The 22121-nt window shown below is 64.7% G+C and carries 17 protein-coding genes; 9 read left to right on the plus strand and 8 right to left on the minus strand.

What is annotated here, in order from left to right:
* Window positions 1–59: 59 nt before the first annotated feature.
* The 4 genes from FPB55_RS06280 to mnmC form a co-directional block, all read right to left on the minus strand.
* Window positions 60–1244 (minus strand): osmoprotectant NAGGN system M42 family peptidase, encoded by a 1185-nt coding sequence (locus FPB55_RS06280; protein ID WP_115293536.1) that lies wholly within the window; start codon window positions 1242–1244, stop codon window positions 60–62.
* Window positions 1245–1311: 67 nt separating this feature from the next.
* Entirely contained in the window at window positions 1312–3057 is a 1746-nt protein-coding gene (gene ngg, locus FPB55_RS06285) for an N-acetylglutaminylglutamine synthetase (RefSeq protein WP_009682070.1), read from the minus strand.
* 3 nt (window positions 3058–3060) lie between these two features.
* Window positions 3061–4848, minus strand: coding sequence for an N-acetylglutaminylglutamine amidotransferase (locus FPB55_RS06290; RefSeq protein WP_144187759.1), 1788 nt, complete (start codon window positions 4846–4848; stop codon window positions 3061–3063).
* Between the two features lie 207 nt (window positions 4849–5055).
* Window positions 5056–7026, minus strand: a complete 1971-nt coding sequence (gene mnmC / locus FPB55_RS06295; RefSeq protein ID WP_144187761.1) for a bifunctional tRNA (5-methylaminomethyl-2-thiouridine)(34)-methyltransferase MnmD/FAD-dependent 5-carboxymethylaminomethyl-2-thiouridine(34) oxidoreductase MnmC — start codon at window positions 7024–7026, stop codon at window positions 5056–5058.
* Between the two features lie 188 nt (window positions 7027–7214).
* On the opposite strand from mnmC, the gene pap reads away from it, so the two are divergent.
* Window positions 7215–8708: a polyphosphate:AMP phosphotransferase gene (gene pap, locus FPB55_RS06300; RefSeq protein ID WP_054890565.1), complete on the plus strand. Its 1494-nt coding sequence runs from the start codon at window positions 7215–7217 to the stop codon at window positions 8706–8708.
* 134 nt (window positions 8709–8842) lie between these two features.
* On the plus strand, window positions 8843–9805 hold the full coding sequence (locus tag FPB55_RS06305) for a DMT family transporter (RefSeq protein WP_029888098.1): 963 nt from the start codon (window positions 8843–8845) through the stop codon (window positions 9803–9805).
* A 458-nt stretch (window positions 9806–10263) separates the two neighbouring features.
* On the opposite strand, the gene FPB55_RS06310 is transcribed toward FPB55_RS06305, so the two are convergent.
* The gene (locus FPB55_RS06310) at window positions 10264–11658 is read right to left on the minus strand and encodes a class II fumarate hydratase (RefSeq protein ID WP_009686016.1); all 1395 of its coding nucleotides are present in this window, start codon (window positions 11656–11658) and stop codon (window positions 10264–10266) included.
* 154 nt (window positions 11659–11812) lie between these two features.
* Here FPB55_RS06310 and FPB55_RS06315 point away from each other — a divergent pair, with 154 nt between their 5' ends.
* The 7 genes from FPB55_RS06315 (at window position 11813) to FPB55_RS06345 (ending at window position 19672) form a co-directional block, all read left to right on the plus strand.
* On the plus strand, window positions 11813–12337 hold the full coding sequence (locus tag FPB55_RS06315; protein ID WP_009686015.1) for a DUF2059 domain-containing protein: 525 nt from the start codon (window positions 11813–11815) through the stop codon (window positions 12335–12337).
* Window positions 12338–12347: 10 nt separating this feature from the next.
* Complete coding sequence (locus FPB55_RS06320) at window positions 12348–12644, plus strand: BolA family protein (RefSeq protein WP_009686014.1); 297 nt, start codon at window positions 12348–12350, stop codon at window positions 12642–12644.
* 227 nt (window positions 12645–12871) lie between these two features.
* Window positions 12872–13804, plus strand: a complete 933-nt coding sequence (locus FPB55_RS06325; protein ID WP_144187763.1) for a rhodanese-related sulfurtransferase — start codon at window positions 12872–12874, stop codon at window positions 13802–13804.
* A gap of 3 nt (window positions 13805–13807) precedes the next feature.
* Window positions 13808–14440 (plus strand): DsbA family protein, encoded by a 633-nt coding sequence (locus tag FPB55_RS06330; RefSeq protein ID WP_115293539.1) that lies wholly within the window; start codon window positions 13808–13810, stop codon window positions 14438–14440.
* Entirely contained in the window at window positions 14433–16265 is a 1833-nt protein-coding gene (locus FPB55_RS06335; RefSeq protein WP_144187765.1) for an ABC transporter ATP-binding protein, read from the plus strand. The genes FPB55_RS06330 and FPB55_RS06335 overlap by 8 nt, the downstream gene beginning before the upstream one ends.
* A gap of 134 nt (window positions 16266–16399) precedes the next feature.
* Window positions 16400–18856 (plus strand): EAL domain-containing protein, encoded by a 2457-nt coding sequence (locus tag FPB55_RS06340; protein ID WP_144187767.1) that lies wholly within the window; start codon window positions 16400–16402, stop codon window positions 18854–18856.
* 30 nt (window positions 18857–18886) lie between these two features.
* A complete protein-coding gene (locus tag FPB55_RS06345; protein ID WP_144187769.1) occupies window positions 18887–19672 on the plus strand; it encodes an iron-containing redox enzyme family protein in 786 nt (261 codons plus the stop codon).
* A gap of 62 nt (window positions 19673–19734) precedes the next feature.
* Here FPB55_RS06345 and FPB55_RS06350 read toward each other — a convergent pair whose 3' ends face one another.
* The 3 genes from FPB55_RS06350 to ubiG all read right to left on the minus strand — a co-directional run bounded on the left by FPB55_RS06350 (window position 19735) and on the right by ubiG (window position 21955).
* Window positions 19735–20475: a YciK family oxidoreductase gene (locus FPB55_RS06350; RefSeq protein ID WP_009686006.1), complete on the minus strand. Its 741-nt coding sequence runs from the start codon at window positions 20473–20475 to the stop codon at window positions 19735–19737.
* A gap of 107 nt (window positions 20476–20582) precedes the next feature.
* Window positions 20583–21254 carry an N-acetylmuramic acid 6-phosphate phosphatase MupP gene (gene mupP / locus FPB55_RS06355; RefSeq protein ID WP_029886220.1) on the minus strand — a complete coding sequence of 224 codons (672 nt, stop codon included), beginning with the start codon at window positions 21252–21254 and terminating at the stop codon, window positions 20583–20585.
* Window positions 21255–21256: 2 nt separating this feature from the next.
* Window positions 21257–21955, minus strand: a complete 699-nt coding sequence (gene ubiG / locus FPB55_RS06360) for a bifunctional 2-polyprenyl-6-hydroxyphenol methylase/3-demethylubiquinol 3-O-methyltransferase UbiG (protein ID WP_009686004.1) — start codon at window positions 21953–21955, stop codon at window positions 21257–21259.
* Window positions 21956–22121: the final 166 nt, after the last annotated feature.

Consider the following 22121-nt stretch of genomic DNA (forward strand, 5'->3'; position numbering starts at 1 on the left):
GATGCGATCCCCGTGGGAGTTGGCTTGCCGACGATGGGCCGCAAAGCGGCCCCAGGGCCTCAGCCCTTGTTACCGACCAGGCTATCGACTGCCGGCACGCGCGTGTCGCTCTCCATCTGCGCATCGTGTTCCAGCTGGTGGCTGAAGCGCTCCAGCGAGGCATTGGCCGGCTGTGAATCGCTGGCAAACACCGGCGGGCTGAGCAGGTACGCCGACAACAACTGGCTCAGGGCCGCCAGGCTGTCGATGTGCGTCCGCTCATAGCCGTGGGTGGCATCGCAGCCGAACGCCACCAGCGCGGTGCGAATGTCGTGTCCGGCCGTTACCGCCGAATGGGCATCACTGAAGTAGTAGCGGAACAGATCGCGGCGTACCGGCAGGTCGCGGTCGCCGGCCAGTTTCAGCAAGTGCCGCGACAGGTGGTAATCATAGGGCCCCGACGAGTCCTGCATGGCCACGCTCACGGCGTGCTCGCTGGAGGCTTGCCCGGGCGCCACCGGCGCAATGTCGATACCGACGAACTCGCTGACGTCCCAAGGCAGGGCACCCGCTGCGCCCGAGCCGGTTTCCTCGGTAATGGTGAACAGCGGGTGGCAGTCGATCAGCGGTTGCTGGCCGCTCTCCACCACTGCCTTGAGCGCGGTGAGCAGCGCCGCGACACCGGCCTTGTCATCCAGGTGACGGGCGCTGATGTGGCCGCTGTCTGTGAACTCGGGCAGTGGGTCGAAGGCCACGAAGTCACCAATGCTCACCCCCAGCGCCTCGCAATCGGCGCGGGTGGCGCAATAGGCGTCCAGGCGGACTTCCACGTGTTCCCAGCTGACCGGCATCTGGTCGATGGCGGTGTTGAAGGCGTGCCCACTGGCCATCAGCGGCAGTACGCTGCCGCGGAACACGCCGGTGTCGGTGAACACGCTGACCCTGCTGCCCTCGGCGAAGCGGCTGGACCAGCAGCCAACCGGCGCCAGGGCCAGCCGGCCGTTGTCCTGCAGTTGGCGCACGCTGGCGCCGATGGTATCGAGGTGCGCGGATACGGCGCGGTCGGGCGAGGTTTGCCGGCCCTTCAAGGTCGCGCGAATGGTGCCGCGACGGGTCAGCTCGAAGGGGATGCCCAGTTCGTCCAGGCGTTCGGCCACGTAGCGCACGATGGTGTCGGTAAACCCGGTCGGGCTGGGGATGGCCAGCATCTCCAGCAGCACGCGCTTGAGGTATTCGAGATCGGGTTCGGGATGTCGCTCGGACATGGTTGAATACTCCTTGCTCCTGTGCCGGCCTTTTCGCGAGTGAACCCGCGAAGAGCCCGGCACTGGTTTACGCCAAAGGCCGGCTATGCGGGAACAGCAGGTCGATGAAACGCTCGGCCGTTGGCTGCGGTTCGTGGTTTGCCAAGCCGGCGCGCTCGTTGGCTTCGATGATCACGTACTCGGGCTGTTCGGCATCACGCACCATGAAGTCCAGCCCGACCACCGGTATTTCCAGCGCCCGGGCAGCGCGCACGGCGGCGTCGGCCAGCACCGGGTGCAGGCGGGCGGTAACGTCTTCCAGGGTGCCGCCGGTGTGCAGGTTGGCGGTGCGCCGCACGGCCAGGCGCTGGCCGGGGGGCAGTACGTCGTCGTAACCCACGCCAGCAGCGCGCAGGGTACGTTCGGTTTCTTCATCCAGCGGGATACGGCTTTCACCCGCCGTAGCGGCCTGGCGACGACGGCTTTGGGCCTCGATCAACTGGCGCACACTGTGCTTGCCGTCACCCAGCACCTGGGCCGGGTGGCGAACGGCGGCCGCCACCACTTCATAGCCGATCACCACGATGCGCAGGTCGAGGCCAGCATGGAAGCTTTCCAGCAACACCCGGCTATCGAACTGGCGGGCATGGCCGACCGCCTGGGTCACGTCGTCGATGCAGGTCAGGTTTACCGCTACGCCCTGGCCTTGTTCGCCGTCAACGGGCTTGACCACCACCGCGCCATGCTCGTCGAGAAAGGCCAGGTTATCGTCGGCATTACCGGCCAATTGTTGCGCCGGCACCTGCAGCCCGGCAGTGCGCAGGGCATGCTGGGTCAGGCGCTTGTCCTGGCACAGGGTCATGGTCACGGCGCTGGTCAGGTCGCTGAGCGACTCTCGGCAGCGGATGCGCCGGCCGCCCAGGCTCAGGGTGAACAGCCCGCCGGCGGCGTCATCCACCTGTACCTCGATGCCGCGGCGCAATGCCTCGTCGACGATGATGCGTGCATAGGGGTTGAGGTCGGCCTGTGGGCCGGGGCCGAGGAACAGTTGCTCGTTGATGCCGTTCTTGCGCTTGACGGCGAAGGTGGGCAGGTTGCGAAAGCCAAGCTTCTGGTACAGGCGCTTGGCCTGGCGGTTGTCGTGCAGCACCGAAAGGTCGAGGTAGGCCAGGCCACGGCTCATGAAGTGCTCGATGAGGTGGCGCACCAGCACTTCACCCACGCCGGGGCGGGTGCAGTGCGGGTCGACTGCCAGGCACCACAGGCTGCTGCCGTTCTCGGGGTCATCGAAAGCCTTGGCATGGTTCAGGCCCATGACGCTGCCGATCACCGCGCCGCTGTCTTCGTCTTCAGCCAGCCAGTAGACCGGGCCGCCCAGGTGCCGAGGGGTAAGCAAGTCGGCATCGACCGGCAGCATGCCGCGCACCTGATACAAGGTGTTGATGGCCTGCCAGTCAGCCGGGTTCTGCGCCCGCCGCACGCGAAAGCCGCGAAATACCCGCTGGGCTGGGCGGTAATCGGTGAACCACAGGCGCAGGGTGTCGGATGGGTCGAGGAACAACTGTTGCGGCGCCTGCGCCAGCACCTGCTGCGGTGCTGCCACATACAGCGCGATATCGCGTTCGCCTGGGCACTCGCCCAACAGGTCGTCGGCCAGGTCGGCCGGCTCGGCATAGGTGTGGCCAATCAGCAGCCGGCCCCAGCCGCAGTGCACGGCACGCGGCTGTTGGTGGGGCTGGCTGCCGTCGCCGGCCAGGCGCGCCTGCAGGCGCTCGTAGGACGGCGCCTGGCCACGCAGCAGGCGCTGACCGTAGGCGATTTCGTGGGGTTTCATCGGTCAGAGTCCTTGTTCGCTCAGCCACAGGTTCAATGCTGCCAGTTGCCACAGCTTGGAACCGCGCAGTGGCGTCAATTGGCCGTGCGGGTTGCTAAGCAGTCGGTCGAGCATGGCTGGGTTGAACAGCCCACGGTCCTGGCTGGGGTCGGTCAGCAGTTCGCGTACCCAACCCAGCGTGGCGCCTTCCAGGTGCTTCAGGCCCGGTACCGGGAAGTAGCCCTTCTTGCGGTCGATCACTTCATGCGGGATCACCCGCCGTGCGGCTTGCTTGAGCACCTGCTTACCGCCGTCTGGCAGCTTGAAGCGCGCCGGAATGCGTGCCGACAGCTCTACCAGGCGGTAGTCGAGGAACGGGGTGCGTGCCTCCAGGCCCCAGGCCATGGTCATGTTGTCGACCCGTTTGACGGGGTCGTCGACCAGCATCACGGTGCTGTCCAGGCGCAAGGCCTTGTCCACCGCCTGCGGCGCGCCGGGGCGGGCGAAATGCTCGCGCACGAAATCGCCAGCGGCATCGGTATCCAGCAACCATGGCGCCTGCACAGTATCGCGGTACTCGTCGTGGCTGCGGTCGAAGAAGGCGTTGCGGTATGCCGCGTAGGCATCGTCGGCGCCGTCCACCTGCGGGTACCAGTGGTAGCCGGCGAACAGTTCGTCGGCGCCCTGGCCGCTTTGCACGCCCTTGCAATGCTTGGCCACTTCCCGCGACAGCAGGTAGAAGGCGATGCAGTCGTGGCTGACCATCGGCTCGCTCATGGCGCGGAAGGCGGCAGGCAGCTGGTCGATGATTTCGTGCTCGGCAATGCGCAACTGGTGGTGGCGCGTGCCGTAGTGCCGGGCGATCAGGTCAGAGTACTGGAATTCGTCGCCGCGCTCGCCGCCGGCATCTTCAAAGCCGATGGAGAAGGTCGACAGGTCGTCCACACCGACTTCGCGCAGCAGGCCGACCAGCAGGCTGGAGTCGACACCGCCGGACAGCAGCACGCCCACGTCCACGGCGGCACGCTGGCGGATGGCCACGGCTTCGCGGGTCGCGTCCAGTACGCGGGTGGTCCAGCCTTCCAGGTCCAGCTCACGCTCATCGGCGTTGGGCCCGTATTGCAGTTGCCACCAGGTCTGGCGCTCGATTTCGCCGTGGCGGTCGATACGCATCCAGGTGCCGGGTTCCAGCTTTTGCACGTTCGCCAGCAAGGTGCGCGGTGCCGGCACTACGGCATGGAAGTTGAGGTAGTGGTTGAGCGCCACCGGGTCGAGCATCGGGTCGATGTCGCCGCCCTTGAGCAGCGCTGGCAGGGTCGAGGCAAAACGCAGCCGCTCGCCGTTGCGTGACAGGTACAGCGGCTTGACGCCCAGGCGGTCGCGGGCCAGGAACAGGCGTTGGTTATCGCGTTCCCAGATGGCCAGGGCGAACATGCCGTTGAGTTTCGGCAGTAGCGCCGCACCCCAGGCGTGGTAGCCCTTGAGCAGCACTTCGGTGTCGCCGTCCGACCAGAACTGGTAGCCCAGGGCCTGCAGCTCCTGGCGCAACTCGGGGAAATTGTAGATGGCACCGTTGAACGCCAGGGACAGGCCCAGGGTGTTGTCGACCATGGGCTGCGCCGAGCCGTCGGACAGGTCCATGATTTTCAGGCGGCGGTGGCCGAAGGCTATGGGGCCCTGGCTATGGAAGCCCCAGGCATCCGGGCCGCGTGGCGCCAGGTGATGGGTAATGCGCTCTACCGCCGCCAGGTCGGCTGGGCGTGGCGCTTGGCCGATGGGGGTGAAACGTAACTCTCCTGCTAATCCGCACATAAGTCCTTACCGGTTTTTCCGTTGGGGAGGTGATGCCCCGGATTAGGGCACCTTAAGGAACTGACCCATGTGCTTTATGAGAGTTTTAGAACAATCTGTTATATGCGGCTGCGGCCTGCGACGCTTTTCCGCCCAATCGCGACACCGGTTTTGCCTTGCAGGAACGGCCCTGTGTGGCGATCGGGCTGCACCGCAGCCCCGGCTCCATCACTTGCCCCGTATCAGCCTGCGCAGGGCGAAGCGGTTAGGATGGCAAGCCTGCGCCACCCCTTGAGGCACCGGCAGCGGCTCCCCGCACACCCACGCCGCCAGCAGTTCCCCACTCAACGGCGCGGTGATCAACCCGCGCGAGCCATGCCCGCTGTTTACATACAGCCCGTCCAGCCAGGGGCAAGGGGCTTGCGGCACCTGCCGCGCATCACGCGCCAGTACCACGTAGGTGTCGGCAAACGCCTGTGCATCGGCCAGCGGCCCGACAATCGGTAGGTAATCCGGGCTGGTGCAGCGGAATGCGGCCCGCCCTTGCAGGTGCTCAGGGTTCAGCGTTGCCACGCCCAGGCGTTGCGCCAGGTCGGTCGATATCTCGTCCAGCAACGCCAGGTTGCCCTGGTGTTCGGCCACCGTCGGCGCCAGGTTGTCACTGTTGAAATCAAAGCTCGCGCCCAGGGTATGTTCATCACCACGCGGCGGTGCCACGTAGCCCTCGGCGCACACCACGGTGCGCAGTGCCCGGCTGCCGACGGTGGCCGGCAAGCGGGTGATCTGGCCGCGGATGCGCTTGAGCGGCAACCCGGCACAGGCGTCGAAGCGGCGGACCTCGGCGGCTGCGGCCAGAATCACCACCGGCGCGCTGGCCAGCAGGCGCTCGCCGGCCCAGGCTTGCCACTGGTCAGCCACTTTGCGCAGCTCGATGACTTCCTGGTGGGTCACCAGCCGGATACCAGGGTGCTGCAACTGCTGCTGGCACAGGGCAGGCGGGTGGACCCAGCCGCCTTCGGGGTAGAACAGCCCGCCAGCCGGCAGGGCGACCCCGGCGACGGCTTCGGCCTCGGTACGTTGCAGCGCGTGCAGCAGGCCGTGTTCGAACGCGCCAGCCAGTTTGCCCTGGCGCTCGGCTTCCTTGGCGTCGAACGCCAGTTGCAGCACGCCGCAGGCATCCCAGTCCTGGCCCCGTTGCAGGCGTTCGAGCTGGCGCCGGGTGTAGCCGAAGCCGGACAGGATCAGCTGCGACAACGCCGTGCCATGGGCGGACAGCTTGAGGTACAGCACCCCCTGCGGGTTGCCCGAGGCTTCCTGCGCGGCGGCGGCATGGCGTTCCAGCACGGTCACCTGCCAGCCACGCCGGGCCAGGCTGGCCGCGCTGGCGCTGCCGGCGAGCCCGGCGCCGATCACCAGCGCCTGGCGCGGACCCGGCGTGGCGGGCGGGCGTGCATACCAGGGGGCGCCAGGGGTGGGCAGGGCGCCGACGTAGGCGCCGCTCATCACTTCCCACTTCTTGCCGATGCCCGGCACCTTCTTCATGGCGAAGCCGGCTTCGACCAGGCTGCGGCGCACCCAGCCGGTGGTGGTGAAGGTGCCCAGCACTGTCCCTGAGTGGGACAGCCGCGCCAACTGGGCGAACAGCTGCGGGGTCCACATGTCGGGGTTCTTGGCCGGGGCGAAGCCGTCGAGGAACCACACGTCCACCTGTGCATCGAGCTGCGGTAGCTGCTCCAGCACATCGCCGATCAGCAGGGTCAGGGTGACCCGGCCCCCGGCGAAGGTGAACTGCTGAAAGCCGGGGTGCACCGCCACATACTGGGCCAGCAGCGGCTCGGTGTAGGCGGCGAGCTCCGGCCACAGGCGTACGGCGCGGGCCATGTCGGCAGCGCCCAGGGGGTACTTTTCGACACTGACGAAATGCAGGCGTGCACCACTGGGCGCGTGCTGGTCGAACAATTGCCATGCGCAGAAGAAGTTCATGCCGGTGCCAAAGCCGGTCTCGCCGATCACCAGGCTGCTGTGTGCGGGCAGGTTGGCGAAGCGCTCGGCCAGGCGGGTTTGGCCGAGGAACACATGCTTGGTTTCTTCGATGCCTTCGTTGACCGCGAAATAGACGTCGTCGTACTGCCGCGAATGGGGGCGGCCCTGGTCGTCCCAGTCGATCTGGGCGTGCTGGAGAAGGGTGGGTTCAGGCATGGCTGGTTCGCTGGAGATGAGTGGCAAGTCGCAAGTTGCAAGTCGCAAGTGGCTAGAAAAAGCAGATGGTGGCATGGCTTACGTTTTCTTGCAGCTTGCGACTTGCGACTTGCGACTTGCGACTTGCAGCTTGCAGCTTGCAGCTTCGAATTCCGCTAGTCTTGGTTATCCATTGAAGGAGCCCATGCATGTTCGAATCCGCCGAAATCGGCCACAGCATCGACAAGGAGGCTTACGACGCCGAGGTGCCCGCGTTGCGCGAGGCCCTGCTCGAAGCCCAGTACGAACTCAAGCAGCAGGCGCGCTTCCCAGTGATCGTGCTGATCAACGGCGTTGAAGGCGCTGGCAAGGGTGAGACGGTAAAGCTGCTGAACGAGTGGATGGACCCGCGCATGATCGATGTGCTGACCTTCGACCAGCAAACCGACGAAGAGCTGGCCCGGCCGCCGGCATGGCGCTATTGGCGGGCCTTGCCGCCGAAGGGGCGGATGGGCGTGTTTTTTGGCAACTGGTACAGCCAGATGCTGCAGGGTCGGGTGCACGGGGTGCTCAAGGATGCCGTGCTCGACCAGGCCATCACCGGGGCCGAACGCCTGGAGCAAATGCTCTGCGACGAAGGTGCGCTGATCATCAAGTTCTGGTTCCACCTGTCCAAGAAGCAGATGAAGGCGCGCCTGAAATCGCTGAAGGACGACCCGTTGCACAGCTGGAAAATCAGCCCGCTGGACTGGCAGCAGTCGAAAACCTACGACCGCTTCGTACGCTTTGGCGAGCGCGTGCTGCGCCGCACCAGCCGCGATTATGCACCGTGGCACATCGTCGAGGGGGTCGACCCCAATTACCGTAGCCTGGCGGTCGGGCGCATCCTGCTGGAAAGCTTGCAGGCCGCGCTGGCCAACAACCCCAAGGGCAAGCACCAGGGGAACGTGGCCCCATTGGGGCGTAGCATCGATGACCGCAGCCTGCTGGGGGCGCTGGACTTGAGCGTGCGCCTGGACAAGGCCGATTACCAGGAACAACTGGTAACCGAGCAGGCCCGCCTCGCCGGGCTGCTGCGGGACAAGCGCATGCGCCGCCATGCCTTGGTGGCGGTGTTCGAAGGCAACGATGCTGCCGGCAAAGGCGGGGCCATCCGCCGGGTGGCCGCTGCGCTGGACCCGCGCCAGTACCGTATCGTGCCGATTGCCGCGCCCACCGAAGAAGAGCGCGCGCAGCCTTACCTGTGGCGCTTCTGGCGGCACATTCCGGCGCGGGGCAAGTTCACCATTTTTGACCGCTCCTGGTATGGCCGGGTGCTGGTGGAGCGGGTAGAGGGGTTCTGCACGCCGGCTGACTGGATGCGCGCCTACAGCGAGATCAATGATTTCGAGGAACAGTTGGTGAACGCCGGGGTGGTGTTGGTCAAGTTCTGGCTGGCCATCGACCAGCAGACCCAGCTGGAGCGCTTCGAAGAGCGCGAGCAGATCCCCTTCAAGCGCTACAAGATCACCGAGGATGACTGGCGCAACCGGGACAAATGGGATGACTACGCCCAGGCCGTGGGGGACATGGTCGACCGTACCAGCAGCGAGATTGCGCCATGGACGCTGGTAGAGGCCAACGACAAGCGCTGGGCCCGGGTGAAGGTGCTGCGCACCATCAACGAGGCGCTTGAGGCGGCGTTTGCCAAGCAAAAGAAGTAGGTCGCCGGGTTTGGCCTCAAGCCATGCTGCAAAAGAATGACCTGATGAATTCTTTTCTCGGCACGTTCCCCCGCACCTACTCAGCAAGCCCGTAGAATCAAGCAATCGCCACCACGGGCTTGATCGAGGACTTTATGCATACCACTTCCGGCCGCTGGGGCTATGGCCTGTTCCTGGCACTCTTGACGGCGCTGCTCTGGGGCATTCTGCCGATCAAGCTCAAGCAGGTACTGCAAGTGGTCGATCCGATCACCGTCACCTGGTACCGCTTGCTGGTCTCGGGCGGCCTGCTGTTTGCCTGGCTGGCGGCCCAGCGGCGATTGCCCTCCATTCGTAAACTGCCAGCAAAGGGCAAGGGCCTGGTGGCCGTTGCCGTCTTCGGCTTGATGGGCAACTACGTGCTGTACCTGATCGGGCTCAACCTGCTAAGCCCGGGTACTGCACAGTTGGTGGTGCAGATTGGCCCGGTGTTGCTGCTGGTGGCCAGTGTGTTCGTATTCCGTGAGCGTTTCAGCCTGGGGCAGGGTGTAGGGCTGCTGGTGCTGCTGGCGGGGTTTGGCCTGTTCTTCAACCAGCGCCTGGACGAACTGCTGACCTCGCTGGGGGCCTACACCACGGGTGTGCTGACCATATTGCTGGCCACCAGCATCTGGGTGTTCTATGCCCTGAGCCAGAAGCAGTTGCTGACGGTGTGGCATTCGCAGCAGGTCATGATGGTGATCTACCTCAGTTGCGCCGCGCTGCTCACGCCCTGGGTGCACCCGCTGCAGGCGTTGCAACTGACCCCGGTGCAGGGCTGGCTGTTGCTGGCGTGCTGCCTGAATACCCTGGTGGCCTACGGCGCGTTTGCCGAAGCGCTGGCGCACTGGGAGGCATCACGGGTGAGTGCCACGCTGGCACTGACCCCGCTGGTGACTTTTGTTGCAGTGGCGCTGGCGGCGCTGGTATGGCCTGACTATGTGCACGCTGAAGATATCAATGCGCTGGGCTATGTGGGGGCGGTGACGGTGGTGTTCGGCTCGGCCCTGGTGGCGTTGGGGCCATCGCTGGTGGCCGGCTGGCGTGCCCGCAGGGCGCGGTTGGCCCATGTTCCTTGATCGCCTGTACTGGCCCCATCGCTGGCAAGCCAGCTCCCACAGGACCGCGCAAAGCTCAGGCCCGAGGTACCACCCTGTGGGAGATTCTATGGTTCCTGGCAAGGGTAGCCGGAGCATCTTCAGCGCCTGTGAGATCGAGCGCCGCCCGCGCGGCGCAATCGCGAGCTGCGCTCGCTCCTACGTTTGTTTCGGGCCAGTAACGCCTGTGACAGGCGCGCGCGGCCGCCTTGTTCGTACGACGCGATTTTGAGGCATGCGCCAAGGCGTTCGCGCGCAAATCCCACAGGAATAATTGGCCCGAAACAAACGTAGGAGCGAGCGCAGCTCGCGATTGCGCCGCGCGGGCGGCGCTCGCTCTAACAGGCGCTGCCATACCTTGTGGCAAACACCTGTCAGCCCTAAGGCGATCCCTGTGGGCTGGCTTGCCAGCGATAGGGCCAGTACAGGCAATCAATAATTTAGCCTTTACCACCCGGTGCCAGCATGTTCTCCGGCCTTACCCACTGGTCGAACTGCTCATTGGTCAGGTACTTCAACTCCAGCGCGGCCTCCCTGAGGGTCTTGCCTTCGCTGTAGGCCTTCTTGGCGATCTCCGCGGCTTTGTCATAACCGATGTGCGGGTTCAACGCGGTCACCAGCATCAACCCGCGTTCCAGGTGTGCGGCCATCTGCTGGGCGTCGGGCTCGATACCCGCCACGCAGTGCTGCTGGAAGTTGCGGCAGCCATCGGCCAGCAACTCGACCGACTGTAACAGGTTGTGGATGATCACCGGCTTGAACACGTTCAACTGCAAATGCCCCTGGCTGGCGGCAAAGCCGATCGCCGCATCGTTGCCCAATACCTGGCACGCCAGCATCGACAGCGCCTCGCACTGGGTAGGGTTGACCTTGCCCGGCATGATCGAGCTGCCCGGCTCGTTGGCCGGCAGGCGTACCTCGGCCAACCCGGCACGCGGGCCGGAGCCCAGCAGGCGCAGGTCGTTGGCGATCTTCATCAGGGCCACTGCCAGGGTTTTCAGCGCGCCGGCCAGGCTGGTCAGCGGTTCATGGCCGGCCAGGGCGGCGAACTTGTTCGGCGCGGTGACGAACGGCAGCCCGGACTCTGCTGCCAGTTCGGCGGCAATGGCTTCGGCAAAACCGTGCGGGGCATTCAGCCCGGTGCCCACGGCAGTACCGCCCTGGGCCAGTTCGCACACGGCCGGCAGGGTGGCACGAATGGCACGTTGGGCGTAGTCCAGCTGGGCAACAAAGGCCGATACCTCCTGGCCGAAGGTGATCGGCGTGGCATCCATCATGTGCGTGCGGCCGGTCTTGACCAGTTTGTTGTGCCGCGCCGCCAGTTCGGCCAGCCCGGCCGAGAGTTCGCCGATGGCGGGCAGCAGTTTTTCCTGCACGGCCTGCGCCGCGGCAATGTGCATGGCGGTCGGGAAGCAGTCGTTGGAGCTTTGCGAGCGGTTGACATGGTCGTTGGGGTGCACGGGCGTTTTGCCGCCCCGGCCCTGGCCTGCCAGTTCGTTGGCCCGCCCGGCAATCACCTCGTTGACGTTCATGTTGCTCTGTGTGCCGCTGCCTGTCTGCCAGACGACCAGCGGGAACTGATCGTCGTGCTTGCCCGCCAGCACCTCGTCGGCGGCCTGTTCGATCAGCCGGGCGATGTCGGCCGGCAAGTCGCCATTGCGGTCGTTGACCCGTGCCGCGGCCTTCTTGATCAGCGCCAGGGCGTGCACCACCGCGAGCGGCATGCGTTCCTTGCCGATGGCGAAGTTGATCAGCGAACGCTGGGTCTGCGCACCCCAGTAGGCGTGCTCAGGAACTTCGACCGGGCCCAGGCTGTCTGTCTCGATACGGCTCATTCTGTACTCACTCCTGTGTAGTTCGAATTCGCAGTTTAGGCCTTGATTCGACCGAGCGGTTCAGTCGCTCGTCGTGCCACTTGAGCACCGCGCTACCACGGCGCAGAATGCTCTACTCTGAGGTACCCGCCTCCCTCTCTCTGAAGGAAATGCAATGACCCGTCTCCGTGTCCTTTGTGCCGCCGTTGCCCTGGTTTGCGCCAGCGGCCAGGTACTCGCTGCCACCGCCAGCCACAACGCTGCTGCCGAGAAATTCCTGACCCTGGCCAACGCCGACAAGTTGGGCACCCCGGTGTACATGCAGGTCCAGCAGATGTTCGCCCAGCGCTTCGCCCAGACCAAAGCCCCGGCCAGCAAGCAGCCGGTGCTGGAAAGCTACCAGGCCAAGGCCAACGCCGCGCTGGACAACGCCATCGGCTGGAACAAGCTGAAGCCGAAGATGGTAGACCTGTACACCCAGACCTTCACCGAGCAGGAACTCAAGGACCTGGTCAAGTTCTACGAGTCGCCGCTGGGCAAGAAAGTGCTGCGCGAAATGCCCAAGGTCACCCAGCAGTCGGCGCAGCTGACCCAGCAGAGCCTCGAGCCGGCCGTACCGGTGGTGAACAAGCTGCTCGAAGACATGACCAAAGAGCTGGACCCGAACGCTGGCAAGGCCGCCGCCCCAGCGAAGAAGTGAGTAAGCCGCAATGACCATGCAACAGCGTATCGAACAGCAGCTGGCCAGCCTGGCGCCGCAACACCTGCAAGTGCTCGATGAAAGCCACATGCACAGTCGTGGTCAGGAGACCCACTACAAGGCAGTGATCGTCAGCGAGCAGTTTGCCGGGTTGAACAGCGTCAAGCGCCACCAGAAGGTGTACGCCACCATGGGTGAGCTGATGGGCCAGATCCACGCCCTGGCCATTCATACCTACACCGGCGAAGAGTGGGCCAAGGTCGGCGCTGCACCGGCCTCGCCGGTATGCGCCGGCGGCGGGCACTGAAACCTTGCTGTTGTTCTGGTAGAATCCTGCAAGATCCGGGGGCCGCTTTGCGGCCCTTTCGCGACACGAGGCCGCTGTTACAGCGACTGCACAGCCTGATGGCGGGTGCGGTCCCTGTAGGAGCGGCCTTGTTTCGCGAAAGGGGCGCAAAGCGCCCCCTGTTTTTTTGCCACACCGTCAAACCCGGTCCGCCCCTTACGAGGGCAACCACCTGGAGAACCTGCTTCATGTCCCAAGCCATCGTCGTCGCGGCGCTGTACAAGTTCGTTACCCTGCAAGACTACGTCGAGTTGCGCGAGCCACTGCTCAAAGCCATGCTCGACAACCAGGTCAAGGGCACCCTGCTGCTGGCCCATGAGGGCATCAACGGCACCGTGTCGGCCACCCGCGAAGGCATCGACGGCCTGCTGGCCTGGCTGCGCAACGACCCACGCCTGGTCGATGTCGACCATAAAGAGTCGTACTGCGACGAACAGCCGTTCTACCGCACCAAGGTCAAGCTCAAGAAAGAGATCGTCACCCTCGGCGTGCCCGGCGTGGACCCCAACCAGGCCGTGGGCACCTACGTCGAGCCCAAGGACTGGAACGCCCTGATCAGCGACCCGGAAGTGCTGCTGATCGACACCCGCAACGACTACGAAGTGGCCATCGGCACCTTCAAGGGCGCCATCGACCCCAAGACCGAAACCTTCCGCGAGTTCCCCGAGTACATCAAGGCCAACTTCGACCCCAGCAAGCACAAGAAGGTGGCCATGTTCTGCACCGGCGGCATCCGCTGCGAAAAAGCCTCCAGCTATATGCTCGGTGAAGGCTTCGAGGAGGTCTATCATCTCAAGGGCGGCATCCTGAAGTACTTCGAGGAAGTGCCTCAGGACCAAAGCCTGTGGGATGGTGACTGCTTCGTCTTCGACAACCGCGTCACGGTGCGCCATGACCTGAGCGAGGGCGAGTACGACCAGTGCCACGCCTGCCGCCACCCGATCAATGCCCAGGAGCGCGCGTCCGAGCACTATTCGCCAGGTGTCAGCTGCCCGCATTGCTGGGACACCCTGAGCGAAAAGACCCGCCGCAGCGCCATCGACCGGCAGAAGCAGATCGAGCTGGCCAAGGCGCGCAACCTGCCGCACCCGATCGGTTACAACTACAAAGCCGAGGCCTGATGCATGTCTGCCCGCCTGATCTATGTGATGGACCCGATGTGCTCCTGGTGCTGGGGTTTCGCGCCAGTGGCCGCGGCCCTGATCGCCCAGGCGCATGAGGCGGGTGTGCCCACCCACCTGGTGGTGGGCGGGCTGCGCACCGGCGGCAGTGCGCTGGACAGCGCCACCCGCAAGTACATCCTCGAACACTGGCAGGCGGTGGCCGATGCCACGGGCCAGGCGTTCCGCTTCGAAGGGGCCATGCCGGACGGTTTCGTCTACGACACCGAGCCGGCCTGCCGTGCCCTGGTCAGCGCCCGCGAACTGGGTGCCGAGCGCGTCTGGCCGCTGCTGGCGCTGATCCAGCGCGCGTTCTACGAGCAGGGCATGGATGTGACCACCGCACCACAGCTGGTCGACCTGGCTGAACAGGCCGGTTTCGACCGTGCCGTATTCGCCACCACCTTCGCCCAGGCCGATACCCGCGCCGCCACCGCGGCCGATTTCGTCTGGGCCCAGGACCTGGGCATCGCCGGTTTTCCGACCCTGCTCGCCGAGCGCAACGGCCAAGTGGCGCTGTTGACCAACGGCTACCAGCCGTTGGAGCGCCTGCAACCATTGCTCGGCCGCTGGCTGCAGCAGGCCACCTGTGCTTGACCTGCCTGGGTCCCCCGACCCGGTACCGGGCAAGCCCTGCACGGCGGCCGATCGGCTGAGCTGGGCGGAAATCCGCCGGCTGGCCCTGCACCACCGCAAGCAGCTCTGGTCGGCCAACCTGATCGCCGTGCTCGCGGCCTGCTGCAGCGTGCCCATTCCGCTGTTGCTGCCGTTGCTGGTAGACGAAGTGCTGCTCGGCCATGGTGATGCGGCACTGAAGTGGATGAACCACCTGCTGCCGTCGGGCTGGCAGGTGGCTGCCGGCTACATCGGCCTGATGCTGTGCCTTACCCTGTGCCTGCGCCTGGCCGCGTTGGCCTTCAACGTGGTGCAGGCCAAATTGTTCGCCGGCCTGGCCAAGGACATCGTCTACCGCCTGCGCATCCGCCTGATCGAGCGGCTCAAGCGTATTTCGCTGCAGGAATACGAAAGCCTGGGCAGTGGTACGGTCACCACGCACCTGGTCACCGACCTGGACACCCTCGACAAGTTCGTGGGCGAAACCCTCAGCCGCTTCCTGGTGGCCATGCTCACCTTGACCGGCACGGCCGCCATCCTGATCTGGATGCACTGGCAACTGGCGTTGCTGATCCTGCTGTTCAACCCGCTGGTGATCTACTTCACAGTGCAGTTGGGCAAACGCGTCAAGCACCTCAAAAAGCTCGAGAACGACAGCACCGCGCGGTTCACCCAGGCCCTGGCGGAAACCCTCGATGCCATACAGGAAATACGTGCCGGCAACCGCCAGGGCTATTTCCTCGGCCGGTTGGGCCTGCGTTCCCGTGAAGTGCGCGACTATGCCGTCGACTCGCAATGGAAAAGCGACGCCAGTGGCCGCGCCAGTGGTTTGCTGTTCCAGTTCGGTATCGACATTTTCCGCGCGGCGGCCATGCTGACCGTGCTGTTTTCCGACCTGTCGATCGGGCAGATGCTGGCGGTGTTCAGCTACCTGTGGTTCATGATCGGCCCGGTCGAGCAGTTGCTCAACCTGCAATACGCCTACTATGCCGCCGGCGGCGCCCTCAACCGCCTCAACGAGCTGCTGGCGCGGGCCGACGAGCCGCAGTACCCGGCGGCCAGCGACCCGTTCGCCGGCCGTGACACGGTCGGTATCGAGGTGCGTGACCTGCGTTTTGCCTATGCCGATGAGCCCGTGCTCGACCACCTCGACCTGTCGATCGCGCCGGGTGAGAAGGTGGCCATTGTCGGTGCCAGCGGCGGCGGCAAGAGCACCCTGGTGCAACTGCTGCTGGGCTTGTACAGCGCCCAGGCCGGGACTATCCGCTTTGGCGGGGCCAGCTTGCAGGAAATCGGCCTGGAAACCCTGCGCGAAAACGTGGCGGTGGTGTTGCAGCACCCATCGCTGTTCAATGACACCGTGCGTGCCAACCTCACCATGGGCCGTGACTGCAGTGACGAGGCCTGTTGGCAGGCGCTGCGCATCGCCCAGCTGGACGCCACCATCGCCGCCTTGCCGCAGGGCCTGGACAGCGTGGTGGGGCGGTCGGGTGTGCGCCTGTCCGGCGGCCAGCGCCAGCGCCTGGCCATCGCCCGCATGGTGCTGGCCGAGCCCAAGGTGGTGATCCTCGACGAGGCCACGTCGGCGCTGGACGCGGCCACCGAATACAACCTGCACCAGGCCTTGGCGCGCTTCCTCAGTGGCCGCACCACGCTGATCATCGCCCACCGCCTGTCGGCCGTGAAACAGGCCGACCGGGTACTGGTGTTCGATGGTGGGCATGTGGCGGAAGATGGCGACCACCAGCAGCTGATTGCCGAAGGCGGGTTGTATGCCAAGCTGTACGGGCATCTGCAACAGAGCTGAATCCTGGGCCGACCCAGGCTGCGCAAAGCCCCCGCTGCCTTGTCATAAAAATCCCCTTCACAGCGATGGCAAATGGCCTACGCTGTGCTTGTCTGGGTCGATTTGCGCCTTATCTGCTCTGTGACAGGGACTCCATGAAGGGACATCGCACACTCGAAGCGCCAAAGTTGCTGGGCATCACCTGGCCCTTCATCGCCGTCGTGGTCTTCCAGGTGGCGCTGGGTAGTCTCAGCCTGTATACGCTGTCGTCCGTGCGCGCCTACGTTGCGGGCGAGAGTTTGTGGTCCAAGGCGCAGAAAGATGCCATCTATTACCTCAACCTGTACGCCGAGACCCGCGACGAGAGTACCTACCAGCGCTATCGCCAGGCCATAACCGTGCCCCAGGGCGACCAGAAGGTGCGTGAGTTGCTCGACCAGCCGCACCCCGACCTGGAAGCAGCGCGCCAGGCGGTACTCCAGGGCGGCAACCATGCCGACGACGTGCAACGGATCATCTGGTTCTACCGCAACTTCCGCAACATCAGCTACATGCAGACCGCCATCGACTACTGGAACGTCGGTGACGATTACCTGGACAAGCTGGATGTGCTGGCAGGCGAGATGCACCAGCGTTTCGCTGCGGGCCCGGTGGACGCCGCTACGGTCGAGGCCTGGAAAGCGCGCATCGTCAGCATCAACGAAGGGGTAACGCCGGCGGCCAAGGCCTTCAGCGATGCGCTGGGCGAAGGGTCGCGCATGCTGCTGCGGGTGCTGCTGTTCACCAACCTGCTGACGGCCATGTTCCTGATCAGCATTGCCTGGCGCCGCTCCAGCAAACTGCTGGCCCAGCGCCAGGCTTTCGCCAGTGCCCTGCAGGAAGAAAAAGAGCGGGCGCAGATTACCCTGCAGGCTATCGGCGACGCGGTGATAACCACCGATGTGCAGGGCTGCATCGGCTACATGAACCCGGCCGCCGAACAGCTGACCCACTGGCAGGCCGCCCAGGCCCAAGGGTTACCGCTTTCGGCATTGTTCAGCCTGGTCGACGAGCACGCCGAAGAAAACGGCACCAGCCTGGTCGAACAGGTGCTAAACGGCAGCCTCAACGGCGGCGCCGAGCATGCGCGGCTGATCCAGCGCCTGGACGGCAGCACGGTATCGATCAACCTGGTAGGCTCGCCGATCGTCAATGATGGCCAGGTTGCCGGCATTGTGCTGGTGCTGCACGACATGACCCAGGAGCGCCAGTACATTGCCAACCTGTCCTGGCAGGCTACCCATGATGCCCTGACCGGGCTGGCCAACCGCCGCGAGTTCGAATACCGCCTGGAGCAGGCGCTCAATGGCCTGGCCCGCCAGGCCGGGCGGCATTCACTGATGTTCCTGGACCTGGACCAGTTCAAGCTGGTCAATGACACCTGCGGCCACGCCGCTGGCGACGAACTGCTGCGGCACATCTGTGCCGTGCTGCAGTCTGGCCTGCGTGAGGGCGACACCTTGGCGCGGCTGGGGGGCGACGAATTTGGCGTGCTGCTGGAAAACTGCCCCAGCGACCAGGCCGAGCGCATCGCCGAGCAACTGCGCCAGCTGGTGCAAAGCCTGCACTTCGTGTGGAAAGGCCGCCCGTTCGTGACCACGGTCAGCATAGGCCTGGTGCACATGGCCCAGGCCCCCAGCACCCTTGAGGCCTCGTTACGTGCCGCGGACATGGCCTGCTACATGGCCAAGGAAAAAGGCCGCAACCGCGTGCAGGTGTACCACGCCGACGATAGCGAGCTGTCCATGCGCTTTGGCGAAATGGCCTGGATCCAGCGTTTGCATGTTGCCCTGGAAGAGAACCGGTTTTGCCTGTACGCGCAGGAAATCGCCCCGCTGAAAACCTTCGAGGGGCCGGGCCACATCGAAATTCTGCTGCGCCTGCACGACGAAAGCGGCCGCACCATCCTGCCCAGCAGCTTCATTCCGGCGGCCGAGCGCTATGGCCTGATGACGGCGCTGGACCGCTGGGTGGTACGCAATGTATTCATGGTCATCCGCCAGTGCCTGGACGAGGGGCGGGAAGGGCCGTTGTCGACCTGCGCGATCAACCTGTCGGGGTCGAGCATCGGCGATGACAAGTTCCTGGAATACCTGCAGCGGCTATTCGTCGAGTACGCCATTCCGCCGCGGATGATCTGCTTCGAAATCACCGAAACCAGCGCCATCGCCAACCTGGGCAGCGCCATCCGCTTCATCAACGAGCTTAAGGGCCTGGGTTGCCGCTTCTCGCTCGATGATTTCTGCGCCGGCATGTCCTCGTTCGCCTACCTCAAGCATTTGCCCGTGGATTACCTCAAGATCGACGGTAGTTTCGTCAAGGACATGCTCGACGATCCGGTCAACCGGGCCATGGTCGAAGTCATCAACCATATCGGCCATGTGATGGGCAAGCGCACCATCGCCGAGTTTGTCGAAACGCCCCTGATCGAGCAGGCCCTGCAGGAAATTGGCGTGGATTACGCCCAGGGCTACCTGATCGAACGCCCCCAGGTGTTCACCTGTGACAGTCTGCAGCGCCAACGGATCGCCGCCCGGCCTCTGTTGCAGCGTGCACCTGGCACCTTTCGTTAGCTGGAAATCACAAGGACCAAGGAGCTGAAAGTGATTGACGCATTCGTTCGTATCGGGCCGTTGATGGACCCGGCCAGTTACCCCCAATGGGCTCAGCAACTGATTGAAGATTGCCGCGAGAGCAAGCGCCGGGTCGTGGAGCATGAGTTCAATGCACGCCTGCGCGATGGCCAGCTGAAGCAATCGACCATTCGCCAGTACCTGATTGGCGGCTGGCCGGTGGTGGAGCAGTTCTCGCTGTACATGGCCCACAACCTGACCAAGACCCGCTACGGTCGGCACCAGGGTGAGGACATGGCACGGCGCTGGCTGATGCGCAATATCCGGGTCGAGCTCAACCATGCCGATTACTGGGTGAACTGGTGCCAGGCGCATGGTGTGCACCTGCACGACCTGCAGGCCCAGGACGTGCCGCCGGAGCTCAACGGCCTGAACGACTGGTGCTGGCGGGTGTGTGCCACCGAGAACCTGGCCATTGCCATGGCCGCGACCAACTATGCCATCGAAGGCGCGACGGGCGAATGGTCGGCAGTGGTGTGTTCGACCGACACCTATGCCATGGGCTTCCCGGAGGAAGGGCGCAAGCGGGCGATGAAATGGCTGAAGATGCACGCCCAGTATGACGATGCGCACCCGTGGGAAGCGCTGGAAATCATCTGTACCCTGGCCGGCGAGAACCCCAGCCTGGGCTTGCGCACCGAGTTGCGCAGGGCGATCTGCAAGAGCTACGACTGCATGTTCCTGTTCCTGGAGCGGTGCATGCAGCTTGAGGGGCGCCAGCAGGGGCGTATGCGCCCGGCGTTGGCCGCCGGGTAGGCCCGCCCCGCTGCGAAGCAAGGCCGCGATGGGCCGCGCTGCGGCCCCGGCAATCTCGGCCGTTACTGGGCGTTCAGCGCCTGCCCATTCACGGCCTTGCTGTCCGGCCCCATCAGGTACAGGTACACGGGCATGATTTCTTCAGGCAGCGGGTTGTTCTGCGGGTTCTCGCCAGGGTAAGCCTGCGCCCGCATCGCTGTGCGCGTGGCCCCGGGGTTGATGCTGTTGGCCCGCACCGGCGCCACGCCTTCCAGTTCGTCGGCCAGGGTCTGCATCAGGCCCTCGGTGGCGAACTTGGACACGCCGTAGGCGCCCCAGTAGGCACGGCCCTTGCGCCCCACGCTGCTGCTAGTGAACACCACCGAGGCGTCTTCCGACAGCTTCAGCAGCGGCAGCAGGGTACTGGTGAGCATGAAGGTGGCATTGACGTTGATGTGCATCACGCGCATGAAATGGTCGCCTGACAGCTGTTCCAGCGGCGTGCGCGGGCCGATGATCGAGGCGTTGTTGAGCAGGCCGTCAAGGCGGCCGAACTGCTCTTCGATCATGACCGCCAGGTCGTCGTACTCATGTGCCTGCGCGGTTTCCAGGTTGAACGGAACGACCACCGGCTGCGGATGCCCGGCGGCCAGGATCTGGTCGTAGACCTCGTTCAGGTTGGCTTCGGTCTTGCCCAGCAACAGCACGGTGGCGCCCAGCGCGGCGTAGGCCTTGGCAGCAGCAGCGCCGATGCCGCGGCCGGCACCGGTAACCAGGATGACCCGGCCTTTGAGCAGGTCGGGGCGGGCGGTGTAGTCGAACATAGTAAGTCCTTGATTCGGGGCTTTTAGCTGCAAGCTTCAAGCTTCAAGCTACAAGAAAAAGCTGGGCGATGTGGGCTGCTGCAGCTTGTGGCTTGCAACTTGCAGCTTCAGCAGCCGCACAACGCGCTGTCGATCACCTTGCGCAGGTCCAGCGGGTGGTCCACCACCACGTCGGCGCCCCAGTGGTTGGGGTTGTCTTCTGGGTGAATATAGCCGTAGCGCACCGCGGCGGTACGGGTGCCGGCGTCACGGCCCGACTCGATGTCGCGCAAGTCGTCGCCGACGAACAGCACACTGGCCGGGTCCAGGTTCAAGGTGTTGCAGGCCAGGATCAGCGGCTCTGGGTCCGGCTTGCTGTTTTTTACATGGTCCGGGCAGATCAGCAGCGCCGAACGCTCGGCCAGGCCTAGTTGCTGCATGATCGGCTCGGCGAAGCGCACCGGTTTGTTGGTGACCACGCCCCACAGCAGCTTGCCTTTCTCGATGTCGGCCAGCAGTTCGGCCATGCCGTCGAACAGCTTGCTGTGCACCGCGCAGTCGCGCTGGTAGCGCTCGAGGAACTCCAGGCGCAGGGCCTCGAAGCCTTCGGCTGCAGGGTCCATGGCGAAGGTGGCGGCGACCATGGCCCGCGCACCGCCGGAAATCACCCCGCGGATCAGCGTGTCATCGACCGGCGGCAGGCCGCGTTCGGCGAGCATGGCCTGGCAGATGGCGATGAAGTCCGGCGCCGTGTCGAGCAAGGTGCCGTCCATGTCGAAGAGTACCGCTCGCAAACGCATGCTCATTCCTCGCGCAGGGTCTGGATCATGTAGTTGACGTCGACGTCGCTGCTCAGCTTGTAGTGCTTGGTCAGCGGGTTGTAGGTCAGGCCGATGATGTCCTTGACCTGCAGGCCGGCATCACGGCTCCACGCGCCCAGTTCGGAGGGGCGGATGAACTTCTTGAAGTCATGGGTGCCGCGCGGCAGCATCTTCAGGATGTACTCGGCGCCAACGATGGCCAGCAGGTAGGCCTTGGGGTTGCGGTTGATGGTGGAGAAGAACACCTGGCCGCCTGGCTTGACCATGCGGTAGCAGGCACGGATCACCGACGACGGGTCGGGTACGTGCTCGAGCATTTCCAGGCAGGTGACCACATCGAATTGCTCAGGCATTTCTTCGGCCAGCGCTTCGGCGGTGATCTGCCGGTACTCCACCTGCACGCCAGACTCCAGCTGGTGCAGCTGGGCCACGGCCAGCGGCGCCTCGCCCATGTCGATACCGGTAACGCTGGCGCCGCGCAGGGCCATGGCTTCGCTGAGGATGCCGCCGCCGCAACCTACGTCCAGCACCTTCTTGCCGGCCAGGCTGGCGCGTTCGTCGATCCAGTTGACGCGCAGCGGGTTGATTTCATGCAGCGGCTTGAACTCGCTTTCACGGTCCCACCAGCGGTGGGCCAGCGCTTCGAACTTGGCGATTTCGGCGCGGTCGACGTTGCTCATTGGGCAGTCCTCAAAAGCTTGGCTATTAAGCTGCAAGCTGCAAGCCCCAGGCAGCAAGAAAAAGCAGACCTTGTACGCATTCGCTTTTTCCTGCCGCTCGTAGCTTGCGGCTTGCGCTCGAAAAGGCCGGAGTATACCCGAGCGCTCGGCCCCCAGGCTCGCTATA

The sequence above is a fragment of the Pseudomonas sp. BJP69 genome (genome assembly GCF_007633355.1).
In the GTDB taxonomy this organism is placed as follows: Bacteria; Pseudomonadota; Gammaproteobacteria; order Pseudomonadales; family Pseudomonadaceae; genus Aquipseudomonas; species Aquipseudomonas juntendi.